At 67.5% G+C, this 20,999-nt stretch carries 13 protein-coding genes and 1 pseudogene; 6 read left to right on the top strand and 8 right to left on the bottom strand.

Going from position 1 to position 20,999, the window contains the following annotated elements; all coding sequences use genetic code 11:
• Window positions 1-41: 41 nt before the first annotated feature.
• Window positions 42-821 (top strand): sulfotransferase family protein, encoded by a 780-nt coding sequence (locus tag IEX50_RS12085; RefSeq protein ID WP_157176145.1) that lies wholly within the window; start codon window positions 42-44, stop codon window positions 819-821.
• A gap of 145 nt (window positions 822-966) precedes the next feature.
• On the opposite strand, the gene IEX50_RS12080 is transcribed toward IEX50_RS12085, so the two are convergent.
• Both IEX50_RS12080 and IEX50_RS12075 read right to left on the bottom strand, forming a co-directional pair.
• The gene (locus IEX50_RS12080) at window positions 967-1,515 is read right to left on the bottom strand and encodes a GNAT family N-acetyltransferase (protein WP_157176144.1); all 549 of its coding nucleotides are present in this window, start codon (window positions 1,513-1,515) and stop codon (window positions 967-969) included.
• A gap of 52 nt (window positions 1,516-1,567) precedes the next feature.
• Window positions 1,568-4,069 (bottom strand): TonB-dependent receptor plug domain-containing protein, encoded by a 2,502-nt coding sequence (locus IEX50_RS12075; RefSeq protein ID WP_229673965.1) that lies wholly within the window; start codon window positions 4,067-4,069, stop codon window positions 1,568-1,570.
• Between IEX50_RS12075 and IEX50_RS17470 the strand changes: the two genes are divergently transcribed.
• On the top strand, window positions 3,951-4,343 hold the full coding sequence (locus tag IEX50_RS17470; RefSeq protein WP_229673969.1) for a hypothetical protein: 393 nt from the start codon (window positions 3,951-3,953) through the stop codon (window positions 4,341-4,343). The two genes, IEX50_RS12075 and IEX50_RS17470, sit on opposite strands and share 119 nt — an antisense overlap.
• Window positions 4,344-5,060: 717 nt before the next feature.
• On the opposite strand, the gene IEX50_RS12070 is transcribed toward IEX50_RS17470, so the two are convergent.
• Window positions 5,061-5,291 carry a hypothetical protein gene (locus IEX50_RS12070; protein WP_157176142.1) on the bottom strand — a complete coding sequence of 77 codons (231 nt, stop codon included), beginning with the start codon at window positions 5,289-5,291 and terminating at the stop codon, window positions 5,061-5,063.
• Between the two features lie 93 nt (window positions 5,292-5,384).
• Between IEX50_RS12070 and IEX50_RS12065 the strand changes: the two genes are divergently transcribed.
• Complete coding sequence (locus IEX50_RS12065; RefSeq protein WP_229673952.1) at window positions 5,385-8,339, top strand: glycosyl hydrolase 115 family protein; 2,955 nt, start codon at window positions 5,385-5,387, stop codon at window positions 8,337-8,339.
• A 20-nt stretch (window positions 8,340-8,359) separates the two neighbouring features.
• On the opposite strand, the gene IEX50_RS12060 is transcribed toward IEX50_RS12065, so the two are convergent.
• The 4 genes from IEX50_RS12060 to IEX50_RS12045 all read right to left on the bottom strand — a co-directional run bounded on the left by IEX50_RS12060 (window position 8,360) and on the right by IEX50_RS12045 (window position 15,466).
• Entirely contained in the window at window positions 8,360-11,002 is a 2,643-nt protein-coding gene (locus IEX50_RS12060) for a glycosyl hydrolase 115 family protein (RefSeq protein WP_157176141.1), read from the bottom strand.
• Between the two features lie 28 nt (window positions 11,003-11,030).
• On the bottom strand, window positions 11,031-12,341 hold the full coding sequence (locus tag IEX50_RS12055; RefSeq protein ID WP_157176140.1) for an MFS transporter: 1,311 nt from the start codon (window positions 12,339-12,341) through the stop codon (window positions 11,031-11,033).
• Between the two features lie 65 nt (window positions 12,342-12,406).
• The gene (gene uxuA, locus IEX50_RS12050; RefSeq protein WP_157176203.1) at window positions 12,407-13,594 is read right to left on the bottom strand and encodes a mannonate dehydratase; all 1,188 of its coding nucleotides are present in this window, start codon (window positions 13,592-13,594) and stop codon (window positions 12,407-12,409) included.
• A gap of 201 nt (window positions 13,595-13,795) precedes the next feature.
• Window positions 13,796-15,466 (bottom strand): MFS transporter, encoded by a 1,671-nt coding sequence (locus IEX50_RS12045; RefSeq protein ID WP_157176139.1) that lies wholly within the window; start codon window positions 15,464-15,466, stop codon window positions 13,796-13,798.
• A gap of 261 nt (window positions 15,467-15,727) precedes the next feature.
• Here IEX50_RS12045 and IEX50_RS12040 point away from each other — a divergent pair, with 261 nt between their 5' ends.
• The gene (locus IEX50_RS12040; protein WP_157176138.1) at window positions 15,728-16,696 is read left to right on the top strand and encodes a hypothetical protein; all 969 of its coding nucleotides are present in this window, start codon (window positions 15,728-15,730) and stop codon (window positions 16,694-16,696) included.
• Window positions 16,697-16,768: 72 nt separating this feature from the next.
• A complete protein-coding gene (locus tag IEX50_RS12035; RefSeq protein ID WP_157176137.1) occupies window positions 16,769-17,716 on the top strand; it encodes a methyltransferase in 948 nt (315 codons plus the stop codon).
• Here IEX50_RS12035 and IEX50_RS12030 read toward each other — a convergent pair.
• The gene (locus tag IEX50_RS12030) at window positions 17,693-19,099 is read right to left on the bottom strand and encodes a dicarboxylate/amino acid:cation symporter (protein ID WP_229673950.1); all 1,407 of its coding nucleotides are present in this window, start codon (window positions 19,097-19,099) and stop codon (window positions 17,693-17,695) included. The two genes, IEX50_RS12035 and IEX50_RS12030, sit on opposite strands and share 24 nt — an antisense overlap.
• A 289-nt stretch (window positions 19,100-19,388) precedes the next feature.
• Between IEX50_RS12030 and IEX50_RS12025 the strand changes: the two are divergent.
• Window positions 19,389-20,981, top strand: a pseudogene (locus IEX50_RS12025) (inorganic phosphate transporter).
• Window positions 20,982-20,999 lie beyond the last annotated feature (18 nt).

Below are 20,999 nucleotides of genomic sequence, written 5' to 3'. Positions count from 1 at the left end.
TCCGAAATTCCCCAGCAAAGTTGAAGCCGCATGATCTATTCATGCACACAGAACAGCTCAACGCCCCCAAGAGTTATCGATGGCGTCGCCATCTGGCCCGCATGTTCGGGGTGAAGCTGACCGGTGACATTCCCGAGCGGCTGATAGCAGCGGGGCTTCCCGTACCGCTCAGCGCCAAGCGCCGCGATCGGCTGGCCAGTATCCGGTCGAGCGGTGTGTTGTTCATTCATGTGCCCAAGAATGCGGGAACCTCGCTCAGCATGGCGCTGTACGGTCACGCTATCACGCACGACACAATGCGCTACTACGAGCGCGTGGCGCCCGGTTTCGTCGCGTCGGCCGCCACCGTGGCGGTCGTTCGCGAACCGGTCGAGCGGTTCGTCTCGGCGTTCCGCTATGCAACGAACGGGGGCACGCCGTGCCGGTGGGTTTCCGAACCGTTCCGGGCGACGTATCAGGCGTTCCAATCGATCGACGCGGCGCTCGATCATCTCGAACGCTACCGCGACCCGTTCGATGTCGATCACATCTTCCGTCCGCAACGCTGGTATCTCGCGGACGCCGCCGGGCGACTTGCGGTCGAACATCTGGTGCCGATCGATGATCTGGGCCGGCTCCATGCGTTGTTCGCTGATCGCAAGGTCGCGCCGTTTCCGCGACTTAATGTCAGCCGGGCTTCGGGGATGACGGTGTCCGATGTCCAGCGCGAGCGGATCCGCCGACTCTATCGCGAAGATGTCGCGTTGTGGGAGACCGTTCGTAGCGAACGGCGGCACGAAAGCGGGATCGCGTCCGTTCGCACACGCGCCGGAGCGTCCTGAGCGTCGACCGTGTCGCGGCTGCAAAGGCAGCTAGTTCGAACACCTGTTCATCGACAGTGCTGAGGGTTTGCAGGGCAAGATGGCGGCAGGGTCCCGCACCCTGTTGAAGCGGGCCGCATGCGCGGACGCGACGCCTCCCCCGGGCTCATTCCGCGCGCGACAAGGCCTTGCCCATCCTGACCAGCGGGACGATCGTCCCATCGGACGGCACGGCGATCGGGTCGCAAAGCCGTCGATAACCGCAGGCGTGGTAGAGCGGTTCGCCCGCGAGCGTTGCCATCATTTCAGCGTCACGGAAACCGTGCGACCGCGCGGCATGTTCGCAGAGGTCGAGGATCGCGCGGCCGATGCCGCGGCGGGCATGGTCAGGGTCGGTGTACATCGCCCGGATGCGGGCGGGATCGGTTGCGGGGTCGAGGGTCTCCGGTTCGCGCGCGACGAGGCTGGTGTCCCCGCCGAACAGGGTCTTGCGGTAACTCCACCCCCCGCAGCCGACGAGCGCGTCGCCATCGAACAGCATGAAGTAGGTGCCGTCGTGGAGCAGCTGCGTGTCGAGACCCATGACGCGGTGGCTCGCCCGGACCTGATCGGGGTCGAGGAAGCCGGACTGGAGCCGGTCGATCGCCCGACGAATGAGGGTATGCAGACGATCGAGGTCGTTGATCGTCGCGATGCGGTGGGTGAAGTCGGTCAAGGCATGCCCTGTCGGATGTGGCGGTGCAGACTGTCCGCACCGCCACCGGCCGTCAATATTTCACGCGCAGGCGCGTGTAGTAGAAGCCACCGTTGAACCCGAACGGTCCGCCGGCGCGGGGATAGACCTGCCCGTCCGACGTGCCGCCGGTGATCGGATAGATCTGCACCGTGTTCGTCGCCTTCAGCTTGTCGGGGCGCTCGTCGAGGACGTTCTGCGCGCCGATCGCCAGCGTGAAGTGCTCACCGAAATTGTAGCCGAGTTCGAGGTCGGTCGTGAACTTGCCACCGAAAACCTGGTTCGGGACTCCGTTCGTTTGCCCATAGTCCTGCGCGCTGGTGAACGAGCTGTAGTAGTTCTCGCGGATGTTGAGGTTCACATTGTCGAGCGACCAGTTAGCGTTGAAGACGACGCGGTGCTTGGGGGCCAGGTTTTCGGCATCAATCAGCTGCGCGATGCTGATGATGCGGTCGTTATAGTCGACGACCTTGGTATCGTTGTAGTTGTAGGCGAGCGACACGTTGACCAGCGCGCGGCTGAGCGTCGCGCGCCAAGTGCCGACGAAATCGACGCCGCGCGTGCGGGTCTTGAACCCGTTGGTAAAATACTGGACCTGTCCGCCGATGCCGACCGGCAACAAGGCGGGCTGTGCGGTCAGATCCGCCGCGGTGACGATGAACGGCGAGGTCAGGCCGATCCGGTTGCGCAGGTCGATCTGATATCCGTCGACCGTGATCGTCATGTTGCGGACCGGTTCGAGGATGAAGCCCACACCGTAGTTCCTCGATTTTTCGGGGGTGAGGTTCGACGCGCCATAATATTGCGCGACCGCGGTGTTGGTGGGGTAGGTGCCGCTCTGGAACGCGATGCCGTTGTTGAACGAGGTCGTGACGATCGAGACGTTCGACTGGCCCGGCGACGGTGCGTGGAAGCCGGTGCCGAAGCTGCCGCGGATCGAGAACATGTCGGTCAGCTTGTAGAGCGCGTTCACCTTGCCGACCCAAGCGTCGCCGAACGTGTTGTAATGTTCGTAGCGGCCAGCCGCGCCGACCGTGAACGCCTCCGTGATATCGGTTTCGAGACCGACATAAGCGGCATAAGCCCGTTGGCTGAATTTGCCCGCGGTCTGCGGGCTGGTGCCGGCATAGCCGCTGGCACCCACCCCCTGCGCCGCGGTGCTGCCGGAGGGGGTGTACACACCAGGTGCGGTCTGCGTGTAGAGCTGTTGCGCGACCGCATAGGGGCCGGCGGCGTAGGACTGCTCGTCGCCCGCGGTCTGTTCGTAGGTTTCCTCGCGGAATTCACCACCGAACGAGATGGTCAGCGGGGCGGCGAGGCCGACGTCGGCCGCATAGGTGAAGTCGGCGTTGGCGTTCACTTCCTCCTGGATCAGATCGCCGAAGTCGAACGCGGTCTGCGTCTGCGGGCCGAAGGAGAAGTTGGCCGAACTGTACATCGACAGCGACAGCTTGTTGCGGGCGAGCGTGCCGGACAGATCGTAGCTGAACTTGCCGGACGTGCCCTTGTAGCCGAGCACACCGTACATCTGCTGCGTCTTGCCGACGAAGCGCGGCGTGAAGCCAGCCGGATAGAGTTCCGAGAAGCGGAACGTGTTGCCGTCACGCACGAAGCCGCCGGTCGGGCAGGTGGCGTTGCCGGCGGGGCAGGGCGTCAGGAAGAAGGTGTTGTTGAACGCAGCGTTCGCACCCTGATTGCGGACCACGCCGGCCGTATCGACCGCAGTGCTGGACACGGACGGGCGGTAGTTGAAGCTCTGGTTGCCCTTGTTCTGCGCATAGTTGGCGAAGAAGTAGAGCTTGCTGTCGTCGGTGACGTTGAGCGCCGAGTTGAAGACCGTCTTGAACCCGTGCGAGGGCGAGTTGCCCCAGATCTGCACCGGGCCGGGGTAGTTGGGCAGTTGCGAGGCGAGCGCGGGGAAGTTCGTCGCGAAATTGGCGGCCGAGGGGCGGGTCTGGCCGCGGCTGGTCTGCCCTTCGTCGACATATTCGCCGGTGACGTTGACGAAACCCCACTCGCCCTTCAGCCCCGCATTTGCGGCGATCTGGTAGCTTTCGCCGTCGCCGTCATAATATTGGCCGGTGCGGCCGACGATCTCGATTCCCTGATCCTCACGCAGGCCGTAGTTCAGCACGCCGGCGATCGCATCGGAACCATATTGTGCGGTGGCGCCTTCGCGCAGGACCTGCAGGCTGCCGATCGCGAGCGACGGGATGGCCGAGATGTCGGGGCCCTGCGCACCGCGGCCGAGGCCGGTGTCGCTGCCGCCATAGACCTGGACCAGCGCGGAGCGGTTGTAGCGTTTGCCGTTCAGCATCACGAGGACCTGATCGCCCGCGAGGCCGCGCAGCGAGGGGGAGCGCACGAAGGTCGAGGCGTCCGAGATCGAATTCTGGCCCGCGAAGAAGGACGGGACGATGTTCTTCAGCTGGTCGATCATGTTGGCGGCGGGTTGCACGGCGAAGTCCGCTGCGCTGATCACGTCGACCGGCGAGGGCGAGTTGGCCAGCGTGCGATCGGTTCTGCGGGTGCCCAGCACGACAATTTCACTGGCCGGATCCTGGGACGCTGCCGTGCCGGAGGAAGCGGAGGTGTCCTGCGACGCTGCGGCCTGGGTCGTAATCAATGCCGTCGCCGCGGCTGCCTCCGTATCGGCCGCAAAGGCTGCGGACCCCGACGCGAGCGAGAACGCCAACGCGATGGACGAAGTCATAGATCTGATCATCAAGAGCCCCCAATTGATTAAGGCGCTTTCAGATACCCTCTTTCTCCAAGTCCGCCGTTCAGCCGCCGATTCTTCGACGTGTTGAACCTTACCCCCGATTTACCCGGCAAACGTTTGACCGTGCCATCCGGCTGTATTGGACATGTCATAATGGACATGTTTCCGAGGCGGTTTCAAACCGAAAAATAGGCCTCGGTATGATGACACGCACTTATGTTGCAGATTTGTCGCATGGCAGTCTGGTTACGGTCGATTGACAGCGGCGCGACGGCAGACCGCGGCGATCGTGGTCATCGTTACGGTGCGGCCCGGACAGGTGATTATGACGCGGCGCCGACGATTCTTAGCATGATGCTCTCCGGCAAATTCGTTCTGGCCATCGCCCCCGAATCGCGATGGTCGGCGCGCGCGGCTGACGCTGCCGCAACGGTGCATTGGGGAGGGCACGCGCTAAGGCGGTGACGGCCGCCTCGTAGCGTGCGCGCATATCGGCGGCAGACCCTCGCATGGGTTCGCCCGCCCGTTCTTCCGTCGCGTAGAGCAGGTGACTCGTGACCGCCGAGAGATGCGAGCGCATCGCCGAACGCGGCACCCTTGGAGCGCCGCCAGAATGAGGCGATGTTCCTCGACGACCGGGCACCTTCGCGCTGCGGGCCCGGCCGTGCAGGAGTGCGCATTGGGGGGAGGTTTCGCGCAGTCGCCAATATTGGTCGATCGTGATTTCGATCGCAGCGTTCTGCGTCGCGCGCGCGATCGTGCGGTGGAACGCGCGGTCGGCATTCTCGGTCTCTCTGGCTTTCAGCTATTCTCGACCGATCGCCTCGACGAGCAATTTCAGTTCGGCCAGTTCCTGATCGGTGATGGTGATGGCGGCCGGGGCTGCCGCTTCGCCTTCGAAGACGAGGCGCGCTTCGGTCAGTTCTAATGTGGTGATGCCGATACCGGGGCGACCTTCTTCACCTCGCACGCGCCGGACGAACGCCCCGGCGCCAACCCGAACGTCGATACAGCCCTGAACCGCCAACGCGATCATCGCCTCGCGGACTGCGGAGCGGGAGACGCTCATTCCGGTGTGGGAATGCGACGTTCAGGCAGTACAACTTCGATCGAACGGCTGGGAGGCGACATGACGATCACACGACGCGGCATGATGGGCGGTGCGGTGGCGGCAGGCCTGATGGCATCGCCGCTGGCCGCCGCGGTGCGGTTCGACCGACGCAAGCCGGGCTTCGTCCTCACGCCGGACGGCGGCGGCGTCGTGCCGCTATTCGTCGATGCGGCCGACATTTCCGGCGTGCGGCGTGCGGCGGCGGATCTGGCCGCCGACATCGGGCGGGTGACCGGCACCGCGGCGCGGATCATCGGCGACCGCGCGGCCTTGCCCGACCGGATGATCGTCGTCGGCACGATCGGCCACAGCCCGCTGATCGACCGGATGATCGCGACGGGCAAGCTGGACGTCACGGGCGTGACGGGGAAGTGGGAGGCGTTCGTCGTGCAGACGATCGCCAACCCGTTGCCCGGCGTGCGCGAGGCGCTGGTGATCGCGGGCAGCGACCGGCGCGGTGCGATCTACGGCGCCTATGACCTGTCGCGCATGATCGGCGTATCGCCCTGGTACTGGTGGGCCGACGTGCCCGTCGTGCGGCAGGCGCATCTGCGCGTGGCGCATGGTCGCTATGTCCAGGGGTCGCCCGCGGTGAAGTATCGCGGCATCTTCCTGAACGACGAGGCGCCGTGCCTGTCGGGCTGGACCACCGAGAAGTTCGGCGGGATGAACGCGAAGTTCTACGGCCGGCTGTTCGAGCTGCTGCTGCGGCTGCGGGCCAACTATCTGTGGCCGGCGATGTGGAACAATGCGTTCGCCATCGACGATCCCGCCAACGCGCCGATGGCCGAGGATTACGGCATCGTGATGGGCACGTCGCATCACGAACCGATGATGCGCGCGCACAAGGAATGGACCGACAACCGCGCCGAGTATGGCAACGGCGCGTGGAATTACGCCACGAACAAGCCCGCGGTGCGCAAGTTCTTCGGCGAAGGGATCACGCGCAACCGGGCGAACGAGGTCGTGGTGACGATCGGCATGCGCGGCGACGGCGACGTGGCGCTGGAAAGCACGGGCAGCCTGCAATCCGACGTGAAACTGCTCGAATCGATCATCGCGGACCAGCGTGCGATCATCGCGCAGGGGATGGCGAAACCCGCCGAACAGGTGCCGCAGGTCTGGGTGCTGTTTACCGAGGTCTACAAATATTACGACGCTGGGCTGAAGCTGCCCGACGACGTGACGCTGATGTTCGCGGACGACAATGTCGGCAATTTGCGGCGCCTGCCGACGCCGGCCGAGCGCGGGCGGAAGGGCGGGTTCGGCATCTATTTCCACATGGACATGCACGGCGGGCCGTTCGCGTACCAGTGGATCAATTCGAATCCGCTGCCCAAGATCTGGGAACAGATGAACCTGGCGAACCAGTACGGCGCGAACGAGATCTGGATCGCCAATGTCGGTGACCTGAAGCCGCTGGAGCTGCCGATCGAGTTCTTCCTGGCAATGGCGTGGAACCCTGCCGATGTGGGCAAGGACAAGATCGCCGGCTGGACCCGCGACTGGGCGGAGCGGCAGTTCGGTGCGGCGCATGCCGACGAGATCGCATATCTCGCGGCGCGCTACGGCAAGTATAACGCGTTGCGCAAACCCGAGCAGATCCGGCCCGACACGTTCAGCCTGGTCAACTACCGCGAGGCGGAGCGGATGTGTGCGGCGTGGGACGATCTGGTCCGCCGCGCCGATGCGGTGAATGCGGCATTGCGCGCCGACCAGCGCGATGCCTTCTACCAGCTCGTGCTGTATCCGGTGCGGGCATGCGCCAACCTGACGTCGATGTACGTCGCGGCGGGGCGCAACGCGCTGTTCGCGGAACAGGCGCGCGCCAGCACGGCCGTCGAGGCGAACGAGGTGCGCCGCCGGTTCCGTTACGATCGCGAGCTGAGCGATACGTACAACCACGTCATGGCCGGCGGGAAATGGAACCACATGATGGACCAGACCCATATCGGCTATTTCGACTGGTACCCGCCCGAAGCGGACATCATGCCGCCGGTGAGCGAGGTGGACTCCGCCGACGTGACGGGGTTCGGCGTGGCGGTGGACGGCAACCGGCGGTCGTGGCCGGGCTATTACCTGCCGCCCGAACTGCCGACGCTCGACAGCATCACGCGGATGCCGACCTATTTCGAGGTGTTTCCGCGCGGGGCGGATGTGCCGCTGGCCGTGACGGTCACCGCGGACAAGCCGTGGCTCATCATCCGCGAGGGCAAGGCGTTCGGCGTGTCGCCGCGTGATCGGCGCTACTGGATCGATGTCGACTGGGCGAAGGCGCCTGTCGGCCGGTCGGAAGCGTCCGTGACGGTCAAGGGCGAGCAGACGGTGCGCGTGAAGGTGACGGCGATCCGCGCGACTCCCGCACAGGAACGCGATGCGCGCGGGGCGTATGGCGGGCTGGCGGGGCCGTTCGCGGTGCCGGTGACGGGGTTCTCGCGCGCGGTGCCGGTGGGTGGCGTGCGGTGGGAGGCGATCCCGGATTTCGGACGGGTGGGGGCGGCGATGTCGATCTTTCCGGTCGATGCGGCGTCCCATGCCGATCCGAAGGCAGCACCGCGGCTGGAATATCTGGTCTATCTGGCCGAGGCGGGGACGTATCATGTCGACCTGGTCACCGGGCCGACGTTGCAGGTCCTGCCGGGCCGCAACCTGAGCGTCGCGATGTGGCTGGACGCCGGGCCGGCGGAGATCGCCACGGTTTTCACGCCGGCGGACGCGGCGTCGCAGGATTTCCTGGGCGACAAGCATGCCGCGAACACGAAGGACAATGGCCGCACGATGCGGTTCACGGTCAAGGCGGACCGGCCCGGACGCCACGTGCTGACCATCGGCATGATCGATCCCACGATGGTGATCCAGACGCTCGCGGTGTCGCGGGATGCCCCGGTCGCGTCCTATTTCGGGCCGCCTGCCATCGTGGCGCGCGCCGGACCCAACGCGGCGGACGGACCGTGGCAGGTGGTGCGAGCCTAACTGGTCCCGCAACGTTTGGTTCAGGCCCGTTTCGGCGGCGGCCCCAGATAGGAGGGCGGGACGGGCACCGTGCTGAGCACGAGCTTCTGCAGGACCATATTGTCGTCCAGCCGCCAGACCTTCACCGTGTGACGCCCGGCCGTGACCTGGCCGAGGTTGGCCGATAGTCGCACCGCATTGTCGCAGACCGCGGTCGCCCAGCGCTTCTTGCCCGGTGTGTCGGTGCTGCCGCCGGTCACTTCCGGCGCGGCGACCAGCGGTTGCACCGGACCGCCGTCGATCGACACGCCGATCCGCCCGCCCGCATGGCCGATCGTGTCGAGCGTGGGGGCGAGGGTGAGGGTGAGCGTCGCGGGACCCGCCTTTCGGACCGTCATGTCATATTCCAGGCAGACGCCGTCGGTCATGGCAGTCGCCGGGCGGCCCTGCGGCAGCGCGACGACCGCACCCGCGGTGCGGCCGAGATTGGGAAGCGTGGCCCAGCGCAGGCCCTTGCCGTCGCGGGCACGGCTGAACGCGGGGGCCTCCACCGCGACGATGCCGTCGTCGGTAGGGCGGGGTGCCACGAACTTGGGCTGGCGGCTGCGTTCCGAAACGGGCGTGTCGCCGGCGATCCGGACGATGCTCGGCATGGTCTGCGCGGTCGGGTCGTTCCAGATGACGTAGCTCATATGGACCTGCGCCATCATGCCGTCCCACTTGCCGCCGTTCAGCGCGTGGTAGCTGCGGGTCAGCGCCGCATCGCGCGCGAACGTGGCTTCCACCTGGTCCGCGAAATAGTTGGCGCGCGGATCGTTCGTGCCGGCGAGCAGCCGGTTCCAGGCCGTGGCGTAATACATCCGGTAGAGGTTGCCGACCGCGGAGACCGGGAACTCAACCAGCTGGTAATAGGCGTCGTGCTGGTCGGGGCGGAGCCGGGCGCGGACCGACGCGACGCGGGCGTCGAGCGCATCCCATTCCGCGATCATCGTGCCGAATTCGCCGCCGTCGAGCCCGGCGGGCGTGACGCCGCCCAGCGGGAAACTGGTCTCGTCGATCAGCTCCGGTTTCCGCCGCGCGACGTAGCGGCTGTAGGCGGTGACCATCTCGCCGATCGCATCGGCCTGTTCCGGGCCGAACGTGGCGGCGGCCCAGTCCCGCGGATAGGCGGCGAGCGCGGCGGGCGTCATCGCCTCCGGGTTCCAGGCCTGCGCCAGGAAAAAGCCGAGCGGATATTCCATCGGCTTGATATCGCCGACATTGGCGATCCAGATCGCGCGCGCCCCGCGCTGGTACGCCAGGTCCATCTGCTGCCAGGTCTTTTCGATCTGGTTGGTGTTGAGCCACTTGTAGTTGCGCGGCCCGCCGACATAATCGAAGTGGTAATAGATACCGTAGCCGCCGGCGCGCGGGGCGGCGGCGGGATCGGGCAGGCGGCGGATCTGCCCCCAGTTATCGTCGGAAAACAGCAGGGTGACGTCGTCCGGCACCTTCATGCCGTGATCGTAGTAATCCTGCACTTCCTTGTAGAGTGCCCAGACCTGCGGCGTGGCGGCGGCGGGCTTGCCCGTGACGTCGGCGATGATCTTGCGCTGGTCGGTCACGACGCGTTCGAGCAGGCCGGTCGCGGTCCCCTCCGCCATGGCCTCGTCCCCGTCGCCGCGCATGCCCACGGTGACGACCGATTCATAACGGCGACCGCCACCCTTGGCCATCATCCGTTCCATCCCGCCGCGCCAGAACTTGCGCAGATTGTCGCCGTTCTTCTCATAATCCCACGCGCCGCCTGTGACGCCGCCGTCCGTGTGGCGATGCCATTCGGCCTGCGCGCGGAGCATCGGTTCATGGTGCGAATTGCCCATCACGACGCCCATCGCATCGGCCAGCACCATGCTCTTGGGATCGTCGTCGGCGAACGCCTTGCCCCACATTGCGGGCCACAGATAATTGCCCTTCATCCGCAGCAGCAGTTCGAAGACATGCGCGTACATGCCGGAATTGACGCCGCCGAACGCCTTTTTCGCCCAGCCGCTGAGGCACGGATCCTCGTCGTTGATGAAGAAGCCGCGATAGCGCACCTTGGGCTGGTCGCGCCGCGATCCGGGCGGGATCAGGACGTCGCGCTGCCTCGGCACGGGGACGTCGGCGAACCAGTGCCAGGGTGAGACGCCGATCCGTTCGGACACGTCGTAGGTGCCGAACACCGCGCCGCGGCGGTCCGACCCGACGATCACCAGCGCGCGCGCCACGCCCGGCATCGGATCGTCGACCACGATCTGGCGGAACGCCTCCCATTCGCCGCGGAGATCCGTGGCGGCGATCTTGCCCGTGGCGGCCAGCCGGTCGATCGTCGGGCTCTGCCCCAGCACGCCGATGATCACGACGGGCCCGCGCAGGTCGCCCGCCGCGCCGTCGATCATGCGTGCGGGCTTGCCGCTGACCCGTTCGAGGTCCTTGGCGAAATCGGTCGCGACATGGCGCACCGCGCTGTCGGCGGTGGCGTCGATCAGGACCGTGGCGGGCACGCCGTCCGCGATCAGCGGGAAGGCGGTCCGGCGGTCGGGCGCGGCGATGCGCTTCGACGCGGCGGCGGCGATCGCGGGCAGGGCGGCGATCGCGGTGCCCCAGCCGGCGCCGTTCATCAGGGTACGACGCGAGATCGCGTCCTTCAGGTCGGCGGACATGCGGTGGTCTCCGGAATGAGTGGGCATTCTATTCGGCCCGATTGGCGACGGCGGGCACGACGGGGGTGTCGAGCCGCGGGACGAGCAGGTGGATGATGACGAGCGCCACGCCGTAGGCGCTGCCGGCCCAGAGGAAGATCGGGACGTAGCTGCCGACCGTCTCCAGCACCTGACCGACATAGCGCGACATGATCATGCCGCCGACCGCACCGGCCGCGCTGCCGATGCCCATGACGGAGGCGACTGAGCTTTTGGGAAACGTGTCCGACACCATCGTGTAGAGATTGGTCGACCAGCCCTGGTGCGCGGCGGCGGCGAGGCCGATGATCGCGACCGCGGCGGTCAGGCTCGACACGCTGCTGGCGAAGATGATCGGCGTGACGAGGATGGCGGACGCGAGCAGCGCGAGTTTGCGGCCGGCATTCACGCTGTAGCCGCGCTTGATCAGTGCGGAGGACAGCCAGCCGCCGCCGATGCTGCCGACGTCGGCGAGCAGATAGACCGCGATCAGCGGCGGGCCGAAGCTCTTCAGGTCGAGCCCGTGACGCTTGGCGAAGAAATCGGGCAGCCAGAACAGGAACAGGTACCAGACCGGGTCGGTCAGGAACTTGCCCGCGACGAACGCCCAGGTCGCGCGATAGCGGAACAGCGCGCCCCACCGGATCGGCGCGGCGCCGGCGTCATTGTCCTGGTCCGCGCGGATATAGGCGAGCTCGTCGGCGGTGACGTGCGGATGCCGTTCGGGCGCACGGTAGAGCAGCAGCCAGGCGACCAGCCAGACGAAGCCGAGCAGACCGGTGCCGATGAACGCCGCCTGCCAGCCATAATTGATGGCTAGGATCGGCACGATGATCGGCGTGGCGATCGCGCCGACATTGGCGCCGGCGTTGAGGATACCGGCGGCCAGCGCGCGTTCCTTCTTCGGAAACCATTCGGCGACCGATTTGATCGCGGCGGGGAAATTGCCTGCCTCACCCAGGCCCAGCGCGAACCGGGCGGTGGCGAACCCCATCGGACTGCGCGCCAGCGCGTGCGCGACGGCGGCGACGCTCCACAGCGTGATCGCGGCGGCATAGCCGAGCTTCGATCCGACCCGGTCGATGATCGGCCCGCTGGCGAGCAGGCCGATGCCGTAGGCCGCCTGGAACCAGAACACGATCATGCTGTAGTCGACCTCGGTCCAGCCGAGTTCGGTTTGCAGCAGCGGCTTCAGGATGCCGATGACCTGCCGGTCGATATAGTTGATCGTGGTGGCGAAGAAGAGCAGCGCGCAAATGACCCAGCGGACGTTGCCACGCGGACGCGCCGATGCGGGTGACGGACCTGTCGCCTCTGCCATGCCGTTCACCTCTCCGTCTCGCGCGGTTTGCCCGCTTGTCGTCCGTCGCAATCCCGGTGGTCTCGTCAGGGATCGTCGCGCCGGATCTCCGCCTGCGCGGCCATATGCGCGATCCCGCGTTCCAGCCCGCGCAACTCGGCCAGACCGCGCATGCGCCCGAGCAGCGAGTAGCCGGGCAGGGTCTTCTTCGTCAGGTCGTCGAGCATCTGGTGCCCGTGATCGGGACGCATCGGGATCGAGCGGCACGTGCGGACCTGCACCGCGTGGATCGCGGCGACCAGCGTCACCATGCCGGCATCGCCCGCCATGTGCGCGGCCTCGTGGAATGCGCCGCCCGGTTCGCGCTGGACCGAACGGAGGTGGAGGAAGCCGATCCGGTCGCCCAGTCGGTCGATCATGCCCGGAAGATCGTTGTCCGGTCGCGCCCCGAACGATCCGGCGCAGAAGCACAGGCCGTTCGACGGGTTGGGCACGCGGCGGAACAGGTTCGCCACATCGGCCTCCGTGCTGACCACGCGGGGCAGGCCGAAGAGCGGGAAGGGCGGATCGTCCGGGTGGACGACGAGCTGGACCCCGAGCGCGTCGGCGACGGGGCAGACCGCTTGCAGGAACGCGACATGGGTATCGCGCAGCGTGTCGGCATCGATCCCGTCATAGGCGGACAGCGCGGCGCGGAAGCGGTCGGCCGTAAAGCCTTCCTCGCTGCCCGGCAGGCCGGCGATGATCGTCCGTTCGAGCTTCGCGCGTTCCGGTTCGTCCATCGCGGCGAACCGGCGGGCGGCACGCTCGCGCAGCTCGTCCGGATAGTCGCGTTCGGCACCCGGCCGGCGCAGTATGTGCAGGTCGTAGACCGCCGCGGCCTCCAGTTCGAACCGGAGCGCCAGCGCGCCGTCGGGCATCGGCCATGCCAGGTCGGTCCGGGTCCAGTCGATGACCGGCATGAAGTTGTAGGTGACCGTGCGGATACCGCAGGCGGCCAGGTTCGTCAGGCTCTGGCAATAGGCGGTGATGCAGTCCTCCGCACCGGGGCCGCGCGTCTTGATCGCCTCCGGGACGGGTAGGCTTTCGACGACGGCCCAGCGGAGCCCGGCTTCCTCGATCATCGTCTTGCGCGCCAGGATGGCGGCGTGCGGCCAGACATCGCCGTTGGGAATCTCGTGAAGTGCGGTCACGATGCCGACGGCGCCTGCCTGTCGGATGTCGCGCAGGGTGACCGGATCGGACGGACCGAACCAACGCATCGTCTCCGTCATCGCCACGCGTCGCTCACCTTCCGTTGTCGTCAACACCGCTTCGCCCGATACTCCCCGCAACTCTAACAGGGCACGAATTGATAAACCACGTTTAACGAGTGGTAAGGCCGGTTTGCCGAATGGGAGCGACCTAGTTGTCGGCCGTTTGGTCGCTCAACAGGTCGGTTAGTCAGACCATTCATCCCTCGGTCTGCCCGGGGATCACGCCTGTCGCGACGGATCGGTGAGCGGCTGGGCGAGTGCGGCGGTGATGTCGGCGTCGTCGAGGACCGCGTCGAGGTCGCGGGCCAGCATCCGGCGGACGTGCGGCCGCTCGTTACCGGCATTCAGCGCGCGCAGACGTTCGCCGATGTCGGCATCGGCCCGTGTCGCACGCTCGTTGTGCCGGACGGTCTCGGTCCAGGTCGCCGTATCGTAGCGTTCGACCCACACCGCCGGCTGCTCCAGATCGCGCAGCAGCAGCCAGTGGCGCGCGCCGTCGCGCCGCCGGACGCGTCGCCGCTCGACCATGAGGTGGAGGAACTCGGCGAGCTTGTCGTCATCGATGCGGTACTCGATCGTGGTAACCACCGGCCCGCTACGGCCCTCGATCGGCACGGCCAGCGTGGGTGCCTTCCACCGGCCGAGCGGTTCGAGGTCCGCCTTCCCCGCCATCGGGAGGGGCCGGACGAGGCCCATGAGGAGGCAGCCGAGCGAGACCCCCGCCGAACAGAGCAAAGCCGTCTCGAGGCTCGCCTGCTCCGTTACGCTGCCCCAGAGCCAGCTGCCCAGCGCCATGCCGCCGAATGCGGACATCTGGTACAGCGCGAGCGTGCGACCGACGACCCAGCGCGGCGACGCCATCTGGACGGTGACGTTGAAGGTCGAAAGCGCGAGCACCCAGCCGGCGCCGCCGACGAACAGCGCCGCCATGGTCAGGACGACGGAGTGGCTGAAGGCGGTGGCGATCGAGGCGGCGGCCAGCGCGATCAGGGCGAACCGCACGAACCCCTCGGTCGACAATGTCCGGCGTAGTCCGCTGGAGAAATAGGCGCCGACGACCGCGCCGATCCCGAACGCGCCGAGCAGCAGGCCGAAGGTGAGCGGGCCGCCCGCGACCAGATCGCGCGCGACGAGCGGCATCAGCGCGGGAATGGCACTCGCGCCCAACCCGAACACCAGGCTGCGCACCAGGACGGTGAGGATGGAAGGCGAAAGCGCGACGTAGCGCAGCCCCGCACCCATCGCGCGGCCCAGCGTTTCGCGCTGCAACTGCTCGCGACGGGCCGGCGACCGCCAGCGGGTGAGGACGAACAGCAGCCCGAGATAGCTGGCCGTGTTGACCGCGAACGCGGCGGCCGCGCCGAATGCGGCGACGACCAGCCCGCCGACCGCCGGCCCGGTGCTGCGCGCGACATTGAACCCCATGCTGTTGAGCGCCACCGCCGCGGGCAGGTCGTCGCGCGGGACCATGTCGCCGACCGATGCCTGCCACGCCGGGCCGTTCAGCGCGGCGCCCGTCCCGATCAGAAAAGTGAACGCCAGCAGCAGCCAGGGGGTCAGCACGCCAAACCAGGCCGCGAGCGAGAGCAGCAGCGACACGACCAGCATGAACAGTTGGGCGATCAGCATCAGCCGGCGGCGGTCGAACGTGTCGGCCAGCGCGCCGGCGAGCAGCGAGAACAGCATGATGGGCAGGGTGGTGGATGTCTGGACGAGGCTGATCAACGTGGCGGACGCACCCAGCGACACCATCAGCCACGACGCGCCGACCGACTGGATCAGCCCGCCGAACCGCGACAGCAGGTTGGCGAGCCATACGTCGCGGAAGATGGGATAGCGGAACGGCTTCAGCGGCGAGGGAGTGGCGGGCGTGTCGTCGATGTCCGTCATTCCCCAACCCCCATAGATGCTGCTCCCGGCTCGTTCCAGCGGCGCGTGATCCGTTTCGCGCGTCAAACGTTCAGATGCGCGGCCGGTGCCCGATGTCCGGGCTTGGTTTTCGGGCGGGCGCGCTGCCCGTCCGGTTGGGCGCTGCGTCACCCGTTCGGGCCGCGGCGTGGCTCGGGCAGGCTATCGTGCGGCGACGAGGTCGCCTACCGGTCCGGTTCTGCCATGCAACGCCGTTGCGCGGCGATCGACGAGATTTGAAACATGCGGACACTGTCTGAAGCGATCGGCGGCGGCGTCGCGGTCATACTGGCGCTTACGCTTGGCGGGTGCGGCAAGGTCGAGCCAAAGCAAGCGCCCGATGCCGCCAAGCCGCGGGCGGAGGCGAAGCGCCACCGGGCTGCCTGCGCGTCGTCGATCGCCTATGATCGGCTGAAGAGCATCGTGTTCGACCGGGCCGTCAGCCAGCATCAGGGCGATCGGACCAACCTCGATATCCTGGCCGACTATTCGATCGTGCGGATCGAGGATCCGGTCGTGAACGGGTGGGACCCGGCGCTCGACCGGACGCAATGTTCGGGCCGGTTCATCCTGCAGGTCCCGGCGGGTGCCGAGCGCGCGTTCGGCGGCGAGCGCAGCCTGGAGGCCGATATCGACTATACCGCGCAGGCGGCGGCCGATGGCAGCGGCTACGTCTACCGGCTGACCGGGGCGGAGCCGATCATCGGCAGGTTGGCCGCGTTCAACCTCTCGACCGGCGCGTACCGGCCGTCGCCGGCGATCGACCCGGGGCAGCAGGCAGCGAGCATTCCGGACGACGCATCGGCGGGGTCGGTTGTAGAGCGCGTGCCTGAGCGAACCGCAGAACGGGCAACGGACGCCCGTAGCACCGAGCCGCGGTCGGTCGTCCCGGCGGGTGACGCGGGCGAGGCGACGGTTCGGCGGTTCTACGCGGCGCTGGGCGAGGGGAATGGCCGGGCGGCGTCGGCGCAGATCGTACCCGAGAAGCGGGCGAGCGGCGCCTTTGCGCCCGATGCGATGGATCGGTTCTACGGACGACTGGCCGAGCCGATCCGCCTGACGCGGGTCGTGCCGCTGGACGCGGGTCGCTATCGGGTCAGCTACCGTTATTCGGCCGGCCGATCGCGTTGCGAGGGCACCGCGGTCATCCGGCTTGCCGACCGGGACGGCCGTGCCTTCATTCGATCGATCAACGCGCTCGACGGTTGCTGAGCCTGGTATCGTCCGGTTTGGGCGAGGACGGAACGGGCAAGCGGTTGCGCCGCCGGGCAGGGGGCTTAAGTGATGCGGATGCAGCATTTTTCAAAAGCCGACCAAGCCCTTCTCGACCTGTCGCGACAGCTCGTCGCGGATGGCTATCGTCACGTCACGCCGACACCGGAGACGCACGGCCGGGTGCTGACCCGGTTGCCGGACCGCCGGGCGGGGTCGCTGACCGAGGTCTTCGGTTGGAGCGTGCCGTTCGAGAGCGGGGCGATCCCGCCTGCGATCGAGGAGGCGCTGCGCGAGGTCGGGATGCTCGACGAGACGGGCGTCGCGCTGCGCAGCATGGTTCGGCTGTCGACCGTGCGCGATGTCGCCTTCTGGCACTCGGCCTATCCGACCGCGGGCACCGACGCGGTGTTCCTGGGGCCGGACAGCTACCGCTTCGCCAACCTGATCGCCGATGAGCTGGAGCGCCAGCCGCTGCCGGCGGGGGGGCGCATCGTCGATATCGGCGTCGGCGCAGGCGTCGGGGCGGTCACGGCGGCGGCGTTGTGCCCCGGCGCGACGGTCGTGGCAACCGACATCAATGGCCACGCTCTGCGCCTGGCCCGCATCAACGCGGCGGCGGCGGGGTTCGCGATCGAGACGATCGAGACCAGCGGCCTGGACAATGTGCCCGCGCCGTTCGATCTCGCCTTGCTCAACCCGCCCTATCTGATGGACGACGACAGCCGCGCCTACCGCGACGGCGGCGGGATGCACGGCGCGCAGCTGCCGTTCGACCTGACGCTCGCCGCGCTCGGCAAGCTGTCTGGGACCGGGCGGGCCATTCTTTACACGGGGAGCGCGATCCTTGACGGGCAGGATCCGCTCAAGGCCCGTCTAGTGCAGGCGGCGGCCGACCATGGCTGCACGTTGCGCTACCGCGAGATCGACCCCGACGTGTTCGGCGAGGAGCTGGACCGGCCGCAATATGCCAAGGTGGAGCGCATCGCGCTGGTGTCAGCCGTCTTCACGCGCGCCTGATCGACCGGCCAGCCGCACGACCGCGAGATCCGCGGTCACGTTGCCGAACGTGCGGAAGATGTCGGGGAGCGATTCGACGGCGAGCAGGACGGGCAGCAACGTGATCGGCACGCCCATCGCGACGCACACCGGCGCGATCGTGGCGAAGAACGACACCTGCGCCGGCAGCCCGACCGCCGCGAGGCTGACCGCCGCGGCAGTGACGACGCCGACCGCGAGCGTTGCGCTGGTCAGCGGCACGCCGTGGAGATGCGCCAGATAGACCGCGACCGCTATGTTGGCCGCCGCGCTGGCCGCGCGGAAGATCGAGACGGCGAGCGGAAAGATGACGCCGGCCGCATCGCGATCCGACCCGAGCGCGGGGGCCGCGGCGATCATCGCGGGCAGCGACGCCAGCGAGGATTGCGTGCTGACCGCTACGACCTGCGCCGGCAAAGCCGCACGCAGGAAAGCGACGGGCGACATGCGCCCCGCCACGACCGCCGCGAGCATCGCGAGCAGTGCGGCGGACAGGCAGGCCGCCGCGACGATCAGCACATAATGGAGCAAGGTGCCCGCCGCGCCGAGCCCGAGCTGCGCACCGACCGCCAGCGCGAGCGCGAAGACCCCGAGCGGGGCCAGCCACAGCACCCATTCGACGATCACCAGCATTGTTTCGACGATCCCGCGGAATGCGGTGACGAGGGCGGCGCGCAGCGGTGCCGCGATCCGCGCCATCGCGAACCCGAACAGCATGGCGAAGACGACGAGCGGGACCATCGCCGTGTCGGCCGCGGCCTTGATCGGGTTGGTCGGGATCAACCCGCCGACCCAGTCGGTCGGGCCGTCAGCCGGGGCGGGCGCGGCGGCGGTCGTTGGCCCGGTGAGCAGCGCGGCGGACTCGGCCGGCGGCGAGACGGCGAGCAGCGCGGACGACAGCAGCGCGCTGACCCCGGCCGCGGCAATCAGCAGGACCGCGAACCACAGGAGCGCGCGTCGCGCGATGCCGCCCGCCGATGCGCTTTCCGCCGCGCTGGCGATGCCGGTCACCAACAGCCCGAACACCAGCGGCACGACCGTCATGGTCAACCCGTTGAGCCACAGCCGCCCGATCGGACCGGCGACCGCCAGCACGTTCGCCAGCAAGGCGGGTTGTCGTTCGGCAAGGAAGGTGCCGAGCAGGATGCCCCCGACCAACGCCAAAAAGATCCGCGCGGTGCGATTGATGCGGAACGCACGACGGCCGTCCGTCGGCGAGGCGTGCGACTCGGTCACGAGCGAGCCGCGTCCGGGCGCATCACGGTTCTCATGCACAAACGGGTCAGCGGCATCGGTCGTCTCCAGCAGGCCGCCGGCGGTGGAGATGGTTTCCGCCGACGCCCGCGCGATTGCAGGCGATACCAAGTTCCTGCGCCGCAAATAGCCGTTTCAGCTAGATATAGGTTAGGATCGGGCGCAGGATTGCACCAATCGAGACCGTGTGTTGCCGATCGGGCGATGAGCCTTGGCGAGCCGGTTCACCCCGCCGACCGGGGCGTTGTAACAAATCTGACGCGGTTGGCATCGAAGGCGAGTTTTAGCGGTCCGACGTCGGGCCGGCGCATTTTTGACATGCGCGACGCAGGAGTGATCGATGACAGCAGCAGCACCGTCCGTGATCGACCGGGTCGGCGAGGCACCGCCGCGGGTCGCGATGGACCACAAGGTCCATCCGGCGGCGACGATCGGTTTCCTCGTCGCGCTGCTCGCCGGGCTTGTCTATGCGGGCGTCAGCGTCTTTCTCGATACGCAGCGCGTGGGCGAGCCGCTGGCGATCGGGGCGTTCCTGTTCCTGGGCCTCGCGCTGCTGATCGCGCTGGGGTTCGAGTTCGTGAACGGGTTTCACGATACCGCCAATGCGGTCGCGACCGTGATCTATACCCATTCGCTCAAACCCGTCTTCGCGGTGGTTTGGTCGGGCGTCTGGAACTTCATCGGCGTCATCGTGTCGACGGGTGCGGTGGCGTACAGCATCATCACCCTGTTGCCGGTCGACCTGATCCTGAACGTCGGCAGTGCGGGCGGCTATGCGATGATCTTCGCGTTGCTGATCGCCGCGGTGGTGTGGAACCTTGGCACCTGGTTCATGGGGCTGCCCAATTCGTCGAGCCATGCGCTGATTGGCTCCGTGCTCGGCGTTGGCGTGGCGAACCAGTGGCTGGGTAGCGGGGCGGCCGCGACCGCCGGCGTGGAATGGAGCCAGGCCGAAAGCGTGCTGCTGGCGCTGCTGATCAGCCCGGTCATCGGCTTCGTCGCCGCGATGCTGCTGCTGTGGGCGATGAAGCGTGTGCTGCCCGATCCGAAACTGTACGAGGAGCCGAAGGGTGAGCAGCCGCCGCCCCTGCACATCCGCGCGCTGCTGATCTTTACCTGCACCGCGGTGTCCTTCGCGCATGGTAGCAACGACGGGCAGAAGGGCATGGGGCTGATCATGCTGATCCTGATCGGCGTCGCACCGACCGCCTATGCGTTGAACCGCACGATGCCCGACAGTTCGACGCCCGCCTTCATCCAGGCCGCGTCGGATGCGCAGACGGTGTTCCGGAGCAAGGCGGCCGGCGTGACGATGGATCCGCCGGAGGCGCGCACCACGTTGCAGCGCGCGTTGCGGACGCACCAGCCCGACACGCCGCAGGTCTATGCCGCGCTGGATAATGTTTCGGGCCAGATCGTCGGGGACCTGCGCAGCTACGGATCGCTTCGCCGCGTGCCGGCCGCCGAGACCAAGAATGTGCGCAACGAGATGTACCTCGCCTACGACACGCTGCGGCTGCTGAACGAGGACAAGGAGGCAGCGGTCGCGCGGTTCCCGAGCGGCGGGGACAAGGTACTGACCGCGTATTAGCACCTGCTGGAACAGGGGACGCGCTACATCCCGACCTGGGTCAAAATCGCGGTCGCGCTGGCGCTCGGGCTGGGCACGATGATCGGGTGGAAGCGGATCGTCGTCACGGTCGGCGAGAAGATCGGCAAGGCGCATCTGACCTACGGCATGGGGGCGGCAGCCGAGCTGGTGGCGGCGAGCACGATCCTGCTGGCGCAGGTGAAGGGCATGCCGGTGTCGACGACCCATATCCTGTCGAGCGGTGTGGCGGGGACGATGGTGGCGAACGGCTCCGGGCTCCAGAAGAGTACCGTGCGCAACATCGCATTGGCGTGGATCATGACGTTGCCGGCGGCGATGCTGCTGGCCGGGCTGCTCTACGCGCTGTTCCTGACGATCGTCCGGGCGACCGGCAACGGCTGATTGTTCGGCAGCCCCGCT

It is taken from the genome of Sphingomonas prati (genome assembly GCF_014643515.1).
Classification (GTDB): domain Bacteria; phylum Pseudomonadota; class Alphaproteobacteria; order Sphingomonadales; family Sphingomonadaceae; genus Sphingomonas_R; species Sphingomonas_R prati.
This window is presented reverse-complemented; position numbering and strand designations above follow the sequence as displayed.

What these genes read in the sequence shown, in the direction of transcription:
- IEX50_RS12085 (WP_157176145.1), top strand. Translation starts at nt 42, where the DNA reads ATGCACACAGAACAGCTCAACGCCCCCAAGAGTTATCGATGGCGTCGC.
- IEX50_RS17470 (WP_229673969.1), top strand. Translation starts at nt 3,951, where the DNA reads ATGTTCTTCAGCTGGTCGATCATGTTGGCGGCGGGTTGCACGGCGAAG.
- IEX50_RS12070 (WP_157176142.1), bottom strand. Translation starts at nt 5,291, where the DNA reads ATGATCGCGTTGGCGGTTCAGGGCTGTATCGACGTTCGGGTTGGCGCC.
- IEX50_RS12065 (WP_229673952.1), top strand. Translation starts at nt 5,385, where the DNA reads ATGACGATCACACGACGCGGCATGATGGGCGGTGCGGTGGCGGCAGGC.
- IEX50_RS12060 (WP_157176141.1), bottom strand. Translation starts at nt 11,002, where the DNA reads ATGTCCGCCGACCTGAAGGACGCGATCTCGCGTCGTACCCTGATGAAC.
- IEX50_RS12055 (WP_157176140.1), bottom strand. Translation starts at nt 12,341, where the DNA reads ATGGCAGAGGCGACAGGTCCGTCACCCGCATCGGCGCGTCCGCGTGGC.
- uxuA (WP_157176203.1), bottom strand. Translation starts at nt 13,594, where the DNA reads ATGACGGAGACGATGCGTTGGTTCGGTCCGTCCGATCCGGTCACCCTG.
- IEX50_RS12045 (WP_157176139.1), bottom strand. Translation starts at nt 15,466, where the DNA reads ATGACGGACATCGACGACACGCCCGCCACTCCCTCGCCGCTGAAGCCG.
- IEX50_RS12040 (WP_157176138.1), top strand. Translation starts at nt 15,728, where the DNA reads ATGCGGACACTGTCTGAAGCGATCGGCGGCGGCGTCGCGGTCATACTG.
- IEX50_RS12035 (WP_157176137.1), top strand. Translation starts at nt 16,769, where the DNA reads ATGCGGATGCAGCATTTTTCAAAAGCCGACCAAGCCCTTCTCGACCTG.